8 protein-coding genes and 1 rRNA gene are annotated in these 11,047 nt (G+C 39.0%); 1 reads left to right on the top strand and 8 read right to left on the bottom strand.

Features of this window, described 5'->3' with window-relative positions; translation table 11 throughout:
- The 7 genes from FJR71_RS08675 to FJR71_RS08640 all read right to left on the bottom strand — a co-directional run.
- A 16S ribosomal RNA gene (locus FJR71_RS08675) occupies positions 1–76 on the bottom strand; the annotation flags it as partial.
- Between the two features lie 264 nt (positions 77–340).
- Positions 341–1,264, bottom strand: a complete 924-nt coding sequence (locus FJR71_RS08665) for an ATP-binding cassette domain-containing protein (protein WP_048714745.1) — start codon at positions 1,262–1,264, stop codon at positions 341–343.
- Between the two features lie 9 nt (positions 1,265–1,273).
- Positions 1,274–2,341 carry an ABC transporter ATP-binding protein gene (locus tag FJR71_RS08660; protein WP_140814659.1) on the bottom strand — a complete coding sequence of 356 codons (1,068 nt, stop codon included), beginning with the start codon at positions 2,339–2,341 and terminating at the stop codon, positions 1,274–1,276.
- Positions 2,342–2,352: 11 nt separating this feature from the next.
- Complete coding sequence (gene oppC / locus FJR71_RS08655) at positions 2,353–3,279, bottom strand: oligopeptide ABC transporter permease OppC (RefSeq protein ID WP_048692005.1); 927 nt, start codon at positions 3,277–3,279, stop codon at positions 2,353–2,355.
- The gene (locus FJR71_RS08650; RefSeq protein WP_140814657.1) at positions 3,279–4,778 is read right to left on the bottom strand and encodes an ABC transporter permease; all 1,500 of its coding nucleotides are present in this window, start codon (positions 4,776–4,778) and stop codon (positions 3,279–3,281) included. Before FJR71_RS08650 ends, oppC begins: the two co-directional genes overlap by 1 nt.
- A gap of 64 nt (positions 4,779–4,842) precedes the next feature.
- Positions 4,843–6,828, bottom strand: coding sequence for a peptide ABC transporter substrate-binding protein (locus FJR71_RS08645; protein ID WP_140814654.1), 1,986 nt, complete (start codon positions 6,826–6,828; stop codon positions 4,843–4,845).
- Between the two features lie 191 nt (positions 6,829–7,019).
- Positions 7,020–8,984, bottom strand: coding sequence for a peptide ABC transporter substrate-binding protein (locus FJR71_RS08640; RefSeq protein ID WP_140814651.1), 1,965 nt, complete (start codon positions 8,982–8,984; stop codon positions 7,020–7,022).
- Between the two features lie 175 nt (positions 8,985–9,159).
- Here FJR71_RS08640 and pbp3 point away from each other — a divergent pair, with 175 nt between their 5' ends.
- Positions 9,160–10,407 (top strand): D-alanyl-D-alanine carboxypeptidase PBP3, encoded by a 1,248-nt coding sequence (pbp3, locus tag FJR71_RS08635; RefSeq protein WP_048788753.1) that lies wholly within the window; start codon positions 9,160–9,162, stop codon positions 10,405–10,407.
- A 65-nt stretch (positions 10,408–10,472) separates the two neighbouring features.
- On the opposite strand, the gene FJR71_RS08630 is transcribed toward pbp3, so the two are convergent.
- Complete coding sequence (locus FJR71_RS08630; protein ID WP_048788754.1) at positions 10,473–11,045, bottom strand: hypothetical protein; 573 nt, start codon at positions 11,043–11,045, stop codon at positions 10,473–10,475.
- Between the last annotated feature and the right edge of the window lie 2 nt (positions 11,046–11,047).

The following is an 11,047-nucleotide window of genomic DNA, read 5'->3' as shown; positions in this document are numbered from 1 at the left end:
TCCTTCAGCGTTCTACTTGCATGTATTAGGCACGCCGCCAGCGTTCATCCTGAGCCAGGATCAAACTCTCATTAAAATAATTGTTTGTCTTAAACTCATTCTGTCACTGACAGATTTATTGTTTTTTCATTGTTCAGTACTATAACCTTAGTTATAGCGCCCTGCACATTGGTTCGTCTTGTTCAGTTTTCAAAGGTCTTTGTCGCTCTCGCGCGACAACTATATTAGTATATCACGACCATAAATACTTGTCAATATCTTTTTTCTATTTTTTTTAAAAAGTTTTTCTTTTTTTAAAAAAATAGAAAACGAGAAGCGTATTCTTCTCGTTTTCTTATGATTATACAAGTTCTTTATATTTTTTCTGTTCTGCTTTATTTGCCCAAACGTAATGTCCAGGTTTGATTTCAACCATTTCTGGTTTGTCGGTTGAGTAATCATGCTGGTCAGGATCATAAACTTTCAGAACTTTTTTGCGTTCTAGAATTGGATCTGGAATCGGTACAGCTGATAGTAGAGATTGTGTGTATGGATGAATTGGATTATTAAACAATTCTTCCGTCTCAGCTACTTCTACAATAACCCCTTTATAAATAACCGCAATACGATCAGAGATAAATCGAACTACCGAAAGATCGTGTGCGATAAAGAGATAGGTCAAGCCCAATTCTTTTTGGAATTTCTTAAGGAGATTTAAAACTTGAGCACGTACGGATACGTCAAGAGCTGAAATTGGCTCGTCTGCGATAACAAATTCTGGTTCCATTACCAAGGCACGAGCAATCCCAATCCGCTGGCGTTGTCCACCAGAGAATTCATGAGGATAACGAGTCAAATGCTCTGCTAGAAGCCCAACTTCATGCATAATCTCTTTTACTTTACGTACTCGGTCTTCTTCATTTTCAAATAGGTGATAATTGTACAACCCTTCTGAAATAATGTAGTCGACTGTCGCACGCTCATTCAAGCTAGCTGCTGGGTCTTGGAAAATCATTTGAATCTTTCGGATTAATTCATTTTCATCCTTACGAGATTGCTTCCCATTGATCTTTTTGCCATCATATAAAATGTCACCTGCACTAGTGTCATTCAAACCAATGATTGCTCGACCAATTGTGGTCTTCCCACTACCAGACTCACCAACAAGGGAAAATGTTTCCCCTTTATTGATAAAGAAATTTGCATTCTTTACAGCTACAAACTTTTTACTTCCTTCACCGAAGGAAATTTCTAGATCTTTAACTTCTATTAATTTTTCTGTCATTTCCTTCTCCTAGTCCTTGATTGTAGTGAATCCCATTTTCGCGCTAATCTTTTCATGCAGATTATCAATAATTTCTGGTTTATTGACTTTTGGTGCATCTTCATGCAAGAGCCACGTTTTAGCCCAATGTGTATCTGAAACATTGAAAACTGGTGGGTGTTCCTCAAAATCAATTTGCATGGCATAGTCTGAGCGCAATGCAAAGGCATCACCCTTCACTGGTGAATACAATGATGGTGGAGTACCTGGGATAGAATATAAATCACCATTAGATGTAGACAACTGTGGCAAACTTGAAAGAAGACTCCAGGTATAAGGATGTCTTGGGTCATAGAAGATTTCTTCTACTTTACCAAATTCTACAATTTCACCAGCATACATCACGGCAACCTTATCTGCAATACTTGCCACCACACCTAAATCATGGGTGATAAAGATTGTTGTAAAGTTATATTCTTTTTGCAATGATTTCAACAAGTCAATGATCTGGGCTTGGATGGTTACGTCAAGGGCTGTTGTAGGCTCATCACAGATCAAGATATCAGGACGACAAGCAAGCGCAATAGCAATAACGATCCGTTGGCGCATCCCACCTGAATATTGGAAAGGATATTCATCAAAGCGACGTTCTGCTTCCGGGATTCCAACCTTTTCCATATAATCAATAGCCATTTCTCTGGCTTCTTTGGCACTCTTACCTTGGTGTTTAATAATGACTTCCGTAATTTGTGATCCGATTGTATTAATCGGGTCCAAACTGGTCATTGGATCTTGGAAGATGGTTGCAATTTTTGCACCTCGAATATCTTCCCAATCTTTGTTTGACTTGAGTTCTGTTAATTCTTGCCCGCGATAATTAATGGTACCATTGGCAATTCGTCCGTTTTCTTCTAACATCCCTGTAAAGGTTTTTGTCAAAACAGATTTACCAGAACCTGATTCACCAACAAGCGCCATGACCTCTCCTTCAACAAGGTCCAAAGAGACATTGCGAATAGCTGTTAAGACACGATCCCGAACATCAAATTCTACTACGATATCGCGAGCAGATAAGATTACATTTTTATCATTTGTCATACCTACTCCTCCTATCTATGTGTACGTGGATCGCTGGCGTCTGCAAGGTTTTGTCCAACGATATAGAATGACAAGGATACCAAGACTAAGACTGTCAATGGAATCCAGAAAAGATACGCATTGGTTGTTACGTTTTGTGAGTAGTCTGAAATAAGACGACCTAAACTTGGAACTGTAATCGGCAATCCCAATCCAAAGAAGGAAAGGAAAGCCTCAGTCGAAATAAAGGCTGGCAACAACTGTGTAGTTGTCGTCACAATAACAGAAACCAACTGTGGCAAAATATTTTTTGTTACGATTTTAAGAGTTGGTGTTCCCAAGGTGCGGCTGGCCAAGTTGTATTCTAAATCGCGGTAACGCATAATTTGGACACGGATAGAGTAAGCAATCCCAATCCATCCTGTCACTGTCATCGCCAAAATCAAGTTCCAGAAACCAGCACCAATTGAGTAAGTCAAGACAATAACAATCAACATAAATGGAACGTTTGAAATAACGTTATAAACTTCCATCATGAAGCGGTCGATTGATTTTGACACACCCCAAATCCCACCGATCACTACTCCGATCACAACGTTGATCAAGGTAGCAATAAAGGAGATAATAATCGAATTGCGGGCACCAAACCAAACTCCATCAAACAAGGATTTACCATTGTTATCCGTACCGAAGAAGGCTTTGGCACTTGGAGGATTCAAACGAGCAGTGAAGTCATTTACTTTACTTACATCATTGTAATCAAAGTTTGAAAACATTGGATAGACAAAACTCATCAAGAGAATGCCAACCAAAACTGCTAACATGAAAATAGTTGATTTCTTTTTAAAAAATTGACGAAATACTGATTTCCAGTAGGAGTACGACGGCGCATCAATTGTTTCAGAGGCAAAGTCGTCACGTTCAACAAATTGGAATTTCTTTTTATCGATTGTAGACATTATTTGCCTCCTTTCTTAGTTGTCAATTTGATACGAGGATCTACCATAACCATGAGAATATCACCGGCCATTGCTCCAAATACAGCAAGAACAGTAAAGATGAAGACAAGACCCACCACCATGGTATTGTTCGATGCCTTGATGGAATCAATCAACATTTTACCCATACCAGGGAAGGCAAAGACGGTTTCTGTCAAGGTAGCTCCTGAAATAACCAAGACCAATTGAACAGGAATACCTGTAACGATTGGAACCATTGCATTCTTGAAAATATGCTTGCGTGAAATTTCTTTTTCAGAAAGTCCTTTAGCACGTGCAAAACGGACAAAGTCTTGTGAGTGCAAGTCAATCATATAACGGCGAATCCAAACAGCCAAACCTGGAGCGGTCAACAGTCCCAAGATGACAGAAGGAAGAACATACGATCTCCAGTCCTGAGCTCCTAAGACTGGGAAGGAGTCTGGAAGACCGATTGTTGAACCAACCAAGCGGACGATGTAGACCAAGGCAATCGTTGGAAGAGCCATCATCAATGTCAAGACAGCTGTTGAGGCACTATCAAACCATGTATTCTTCAACAAGGCCATGTAAGATCCCAATGGAATCGCAATCAAGTAAGCAATTGCAATCCCGATCAAGCCGATAATAGAAGAGCTCACAATCATGGATGGATTTTCATAGTTACTCAAAGTTGCTGTATAAGCATCTCCTTCACCAAAGCGGGCAATATCTTGAGCATCTGCCTTGCTTGGTGATTTGTAAGTACGTGAGTAGATATTGATAGAAGATTCTTTTTTCCCTGTTGGGAAGTTTACTTCACTCTTCTTGGTAGTACCTTGTCCTTGTGTAATAACCTGAAGAACCGGCGTATTTGAATAAGTTGGATAAGATTCACCCAAGTTTAACGATACAAAATTTTGATGAATGAACGGGAATTGACCATTGAAATACAAAAGATATTTATGTTTAGTCCCCGAACCAACTACTGACCAACCAATAGCTGGATCATTTTCAATGCGAATATAGCGTTCAAGTTTTGGATTTGAAGCATCTTTGATGACATTTGGATGATCAATCTGAATCAGATTGCCGTAGAATCCAATAACACGTTCAAAGACAGGGACTTCACGAGTTGCGTAAAAGCCTTTGTTTTCAGGGAAACGTTTCAATACCCAGCCATTTCCAAGATTAGAAATGTACTTTTTGTAGATCTTTTCGTTTTCTTTAGTAGGCTCTACAGTTACTGATGAGTCTTCCTTGCTTGCTTTTTCTTTCAAAGCTTTTGAATCAAGATATTCTATATACCCCATACGATCATAGACTGTGTTTTCATAATTGATTTTAGAATCCTTAGTCTTTGCAATCTTATTATAGTTAGGGTCGTTTTTGAAAATTAAATTTCTTGGGGTTAGCGTATAAATAATTGTATACGTCAATGTCGTAACCAAAAAGATCGACACTAACGAACGTAAAATACGCATAAATATATATTTTTTCATATTCCGTTCCTTTAATGTTCAAAAGAACTTTCTCCCCTATTAGAGAAAGTTCTGATGAAGGTGATTATTTGACGTGTTTTTCTAGTTCTTCCTGAGCTTTTTTATTTGAATCAGCTTTTTCTTTCAACCATTTTTCACGTTCTTGATCATATTGTTTTTTAGTGACAGGTTCATCTTGAACTTCAACATATTTGAAATAAGTTGAACCTTTATTACCTGTTTGTGATGAAGGTCCAGAGAATGGAACTACTTTTGAAACAACTGTAGCTGCTCCAGCGCTAGTCATAGTTGGAATCACTAATGCGCTATCTGTTAACCAAGCTTGCGCTGCTGCAAATTTTTCATAACGAGTCACTACGTCTAGGGTTTCTTTTTCTGCATCATCAAGCAACTTCGCATATTCATCTAAGCCAACAGCCTTAGCAGAGGCATTATCTACACCACCAGCAAATCCAAGGTAAGTTTTAGTTTGGTCTGGTGAAGATGGTTGCAAGGTATCAAGGTAAGTAGATGGGTCATCGTAGTCTGGGTTCCATCCTACAAGCCCTTGAAGATCCCAGTCAGTTTCTGCAGCTGATGGTACGTTCAATGTAATGTTCAAGACTTCATCTTGGTCCATCATTTGAAGGTCCACCACAACGTTTTCTGTACCAAGTGTTTCTTCAACTGATTGTTTGAAGGATTGCATCCGTGACACAAAGTTTGTTGAGTTTTGTGCAACCGGAACATCCAAGTGGATTGGGAATTGAACACCCTCTTTTTGGAGTTCAGCTTTTGCTTTTTCAAACTGAGCTTTTGCTTTTTCCTTGCTATAGAGTCCGTTTTGACCGTCTGCAAGATTCACACCACTCCATTGATCTCCATAAGTTTGCAACTTGTCTGCTACTACATCACCAAAGTCTTTACCATTTACTTGAACAAAGGCAGGTGCGGTGTACATATTCCGAATAGCAGCCTTAGCATAGTCTTTACCATTGACTTGTGCTGAATAATTCTCACGGTTCAAGGCAAAGGTGATGGCTTGACGGAAATTCTTGTTTAAGATAGCTTTCTTAGTAGAAGATTTCTGGTCATCTGACGTCTTAGAAGTATGGTTGTAGGCTTGACGGTCAATGTTGAAACCTAAGACTGCTACACCAGCACTAGGTTGTGTGTTGTAGATATTGTCTTTGTATTTCTCTTCAACTGACGCAAAGTTTGAGCTTGCTGGGAAGAGACGAGCAACTGTGTATGATCCATCAGTAAAGCCACGCGCCAATGAATCTTGGTCTGATCCATCATAATAAGACAATTTAATCTTGTCGATATGGACGTTGTCTTTATCCCAGTAATCTTCGTTCTTCTCAAAAGTGATTTCTGATTTAGAAGTGATTGATTTCAAAAGGAATGGACCATTGAACAAGATTGATTTAACATTACCTGGTTGACCAAATTCATCACCCTTGCTCTTCAAGAAATCTGTACTAATTGGGAAAAGAACCCCATTAGTTGTTTTTGAATTCCAGAAAGTTTCTGGTTGGTTCAAAGTATACTCAAGAGTATAGTCATCCACTGCTTTGACTCCAACCTCAGAGAAATCTGAAATTTTTCCTTCTGAGTAGTCTTTCAATCCTTTGATTGAGTCTTTTACCAATGGAAGAGATTCTGATTTTTTATCCGCCGCATGCTTCAATCCAGTAACAAAGTCATGAGCTGTTACTTCACCATGCTCTTCACCATCAGCATCATACCATTTAACACCCTTACGGATTTTGTAAGTATAGGTCAAACCGTCTTTTGAAACAGACCAATCTTCAGCAATAGATGGTACAAGGTTTCCGTACTTGTCGTTCTCCAACAAACCATCTACACCGTTTGTTGTAATATCGTGTACGGAAGCTTTTGAAGATACAGTATAATCCAAAGTTGTTGGATCATCGTTATAAACATAGCCATATGTTGTATCTTTTTTTGAGGCAGACTTGCTATCTTTTGAGCCAGAACATGCTGCAAGAAAAGTTGCTGCGAGCAATGTTACTCCGGCAAATGCAAAAACTTTACTTTTTTTCATTTTGAGTCTCCATTTTATTGAATTTAGATAGAATTATAGCATAAGTGAGACAAAAAGTAAACTAAATTTTCTGAATATTTGGCAAGTGAAAGGAGCCACTAAGTGAAGGACTGTCTAAAAAAACAATCCTTTTTAGCGGCTCTTTCCCTTAAATAAACTTATGCGTTCTAACTATCCCAACTATTTTTCATCTATTTCGATTCGATGTGGTTCTTTAATTCTTCTTGGGCTTTTTTATTGGATTCAGCCTTTTCTTTCAACCATTTTTCTTTACTTGCATCGTAATCTTTTGTCTTGATGACTTCTTCTGAAAGTTCAAGATATTTATAGTTGGTTCCAGTTCCTTTTGTTCCAACCCATGAAGCAGCACGACTATACGGGACAGTCCGTTGCAACATTGGCGTTCCACCATTTGAAACAGTTGGCAAGATCAACGAACTATCGGTTAGCCATGCTTGAGCAGCTGCGTATTTCTCATAGCGTACAGCTTGATCACTCACTTCTGCATTGGCATCTTTTAAGAGTTCAGCGTACTTACCAAAGTCAACTGCTGTAATAGAAGGGCTGTTTGAACCTGCATCCACACCTAGATAGTAGAAGACCGAACCGCTAACAGGACTTAAACTCTCTAAATAAGTAGATGGATCTTGATAGTCAGGCACCCATCCTCCACCTGCAAGGTCATAATCTTTCTCAGCAGCAGTATCTGTGAAGTAGGTAATATTGTTAAAGTCATCATCAGATAATTTCTGAATATCTACGACAACATTGTCTGCACCAAGAACAGCTTCTACGGATTGTTTGAAGGAGCTAGCTTGTTGTACCTGACTGTTATCTGTCTGACTAACAACGTAATCTAAATGAATTGGGAATTGTACCCCTTCTTTTTGTAGTTGTTCTTTGGCTTTTGCAAACTCAGCTTTGGCTTTCTCTTGATTATAGAGAGTGGTTTGGGCATCATCTAGATTTACGTCTTTCCACTCATCCCCATAGGTCACCAATTGTTTCTCGACAACCTTACCGAACTCTTCGCCATTTACTTGAACAAAAGTCGGTGGAACCAAGGTGTTTCGAAGAATCTTGGTCGCTGCATCTGCGCCAGATGTTTGTGCAGCATAGGCTTCACGGTCAAAGGCAAAGTTGACAGCTTGACGGAAATCCTTATTTAAAATCGCTTGTTTTGTAGACGATTTTTGAGCATCTGTCGTTTTGGCTGTATGGTTATACTTCTGACGATCGATGTTGAAGCCTAGATAGTAAGATGTACCATATTGAACACCATAAACAATATTATCACCAAATTTCTTTTTCACACTCTTATAAGTGGAGCTATTTGGCATTACCGTCGCAAATGAATATTGTCCATTCTCAAATTTCTTGATGACTGATTCTGGATCTGATCCATCATTGTAAATCAACTTCACATTATCAATATGAACATTCTTTTCATCATAGTATTCTTTATTTTTTACAAGTTCAATTTGAGATTTTGAAGTTAAATTCTTTAAATAATAGGGACCGTTATAGAGAATACTACTTGGTTTTAAAGAACCAAAGTCTTTTCCTTGAGATTCTAAGAACGCTGCGTTAACTGGGAAAAGGACGCCTGATGTCGTCTTAGAATTCCAAAAGCTTTCTGGGCGTTCCAAGGTATATTGAACGGTGTAATCATCTAGAGCTTTCACGCCAACTGTCTTAAAATCTGTTGTTTCACCCTTGGCATAGGCATCCAAACCTTTAATGGAGTTTTGGATTAAGAAGAGACCTTCTGATTTTGATTCCACAGCATGTTTGATTCCTGTCACAAAATCGTGAGCTGTTACAGCACCATATTCTTCCCCTTCACTGGTGTACCATTTAGCATCTTTTCGAAGTTTATAGGTATAGACCAAGCCATCTTCTGAAACTGTCCAGTCTTCTGCCAAACTTGGGATTAAATTTCCATATTTATCATTTTCTAACAAACCATCAACAAGGTTACTTGTAATATCAGACGTCGTTGTACGAGTCGATGCAATGTAGTCCAAAGTATTTGGATCCGTTGAATAAATATAAGAATAAGTAGATTGATTGCTGCTTCCACCACCGCATGCTGTTAATAGAAGAGCGCTGGCTAGAGAAACACCGGCCAGTACAAACCGTTTATTTACTTTCATCACTATCTCCTTATGTTAGGTTTTCTACCATTATACACTATTTCTTCCATTTTACCAACTATCTTTACAATTTACTTATAGAGTTTTAAATTAAGTGAAGGTGAAAATAGGATTAAAGCAGTTGCCTTCTTTTATGATACAATAGTAGAGACAAAAAACAATCGAGGATTCAAACGTGAAAAAAATAATCACTTTACTTCTTTGTATAATTCTTACCCTTCTCAGTACTTCTCCTGTAAGAGCGGAGGACCTAGACCTTGGAGCCCAGCATGCTATTGCGATTGATGGGACAACAGGTAAAATACTCTACGAAAAAAATAGTGATGAGAAAAAAGAGGTTGGCGGAATCAGCAACCTTTTGACCACTTATCTCGTTTACGAAGCCATTCAGCAAGGAAAAATCTCTTTAAATGATGACGTAGATATTTCGGACAAAGCCTACCAACTGACCGCTGTTGAAGGAATCAGCAATGTCCCCATGGAAGCTCGTAAATACAAGGTTAAGGACCTGCTCACTGCTCTCCTCGTATCAAACGCCAATAGCGCTGCCATTGCCTTAGCTGAAAAAGTAGCTGGTAACGAAGAACAATTCGTCCTGCTCATGAAAGCGAAGCTCAAAGATTGGGGGATTACAGATGCGACGATTGTGAATGCTAGTGGTTTGAACCAATCTATCATTGATGGGGATGAGGATGAGGAAAACAAAAAGAAAGATACAGAAAACAAGCTGAGTGCTTATGATGTAGCAGTCATCGCAAAACATCTTCTGGAAGACTATCCTGAAGTTACAAAAATCACCTCCCTTTCCCATGCAGAATTTGCTGGAATTCAATTGGAGAGCAGCAACTATATGTTGGAAAACATGCCCAACTATCGAGCAGGAGTGGATGGCCTAAAAACCGGAAATTCCGATAAAGGGGGGATTTCATTTGTTGCTTCTACCAATCAAAATGGTATTCGCATGATCACTGTTGTCATTGGTGTTGAGGCAATCGATGGAGATCCCTACGCACGATTTGTTGCAACAGCCAACCTTATGAATTATGTGAGTCAAAACTTTATTGCAAGTCTGATTGTCAGCAAAGGCGAAGCCTACAACAACAGTAAATCAACAGTCCTTGATGGTAAAAAAACAAGTGCCACCGCTGTCGCCAAGGATGACTTCATTGTGATTGAACGACAAGGAAGCCAAGCAGAAGCTAAAATCACCTTTAAAAGTAGCCAAGCTTCATTTAGCGCTCCTATAAAGAAAGGTACTTCTCTCGGAACCCTTACCTACACTGATCCAGAACCCATCGGTCGAGGGTATATCGAAGGTAAAGCCCCTAGTATGGAAATGGTGAGCGGAGAAAATATCCAAAAAAGTTTCTTCTTAAAAGTGTGGTGGAATCAATTTGTTCGTTACGTCAACGAAAAACTATAAATGCTCATAAACAAAAAAAGAGGTCACCCTCTTTTTTTGTTTATTCAATTCCGTCAACAGAACTTCTATCGAACTTCGAAATAAGGAAAAGCAGTGTCGCTGTCTATTGGATGAGTCGGGATTTCTTGTTCAATCACCGCACGCCAACCTGCTACCAATTCTTCAAAAGATAAGCTAGCTTCAGGTGTAGCTGTTGTTAGCTTCCGACCAAACCAAGCCATGGTCGCCGTTTCTAATTGAAGCATGGCATAACTAATCATAGGAACATTGGCAGCTTCGTAATTTTCATTGACTGCATGGGATACAGCTGGGGCTTGAGGCAAGAGTTGAAGGCGGATTTTTTCTACAAGTTCTGGATCCAATTCTTGCCAAGAAATTAATTTCCCATCGATTTGATAATACAAATCAAATGTTTCTTGACCCGGCTTAAAATTCACTAGCATAAAGGCACGATCCGCTTTATCAGGACCGCCAACAGCCTTCACAGCATTGATCAAGAGATTTTGTTCCATCTGTCTCCAATAGTCATCTGCTTCTTCAGCTAAATCGTTTGTAAATGGCGGAATAATTTCTTCTGCAGGAATTTCGCCCTTATTCGCTTTTTCGACATTACCAAATAATTTTTTTAGGAATCCCATTG

Source organism: Streptococcus xiaochunlingii (assembly GCF_006385805.1).
In the GTDB taxonomy this organism is placed as follows: Bacteria; Bacillota; Bacilli; order Lactobacillales; family Streptococcaceae; genus Streptococcus; species Streptococcus xiaochunlingii.
Note: the sequence above shows the minus strand (reverse complement) of the source record. Positions and strands in the feature narration are given on the sequence as shown.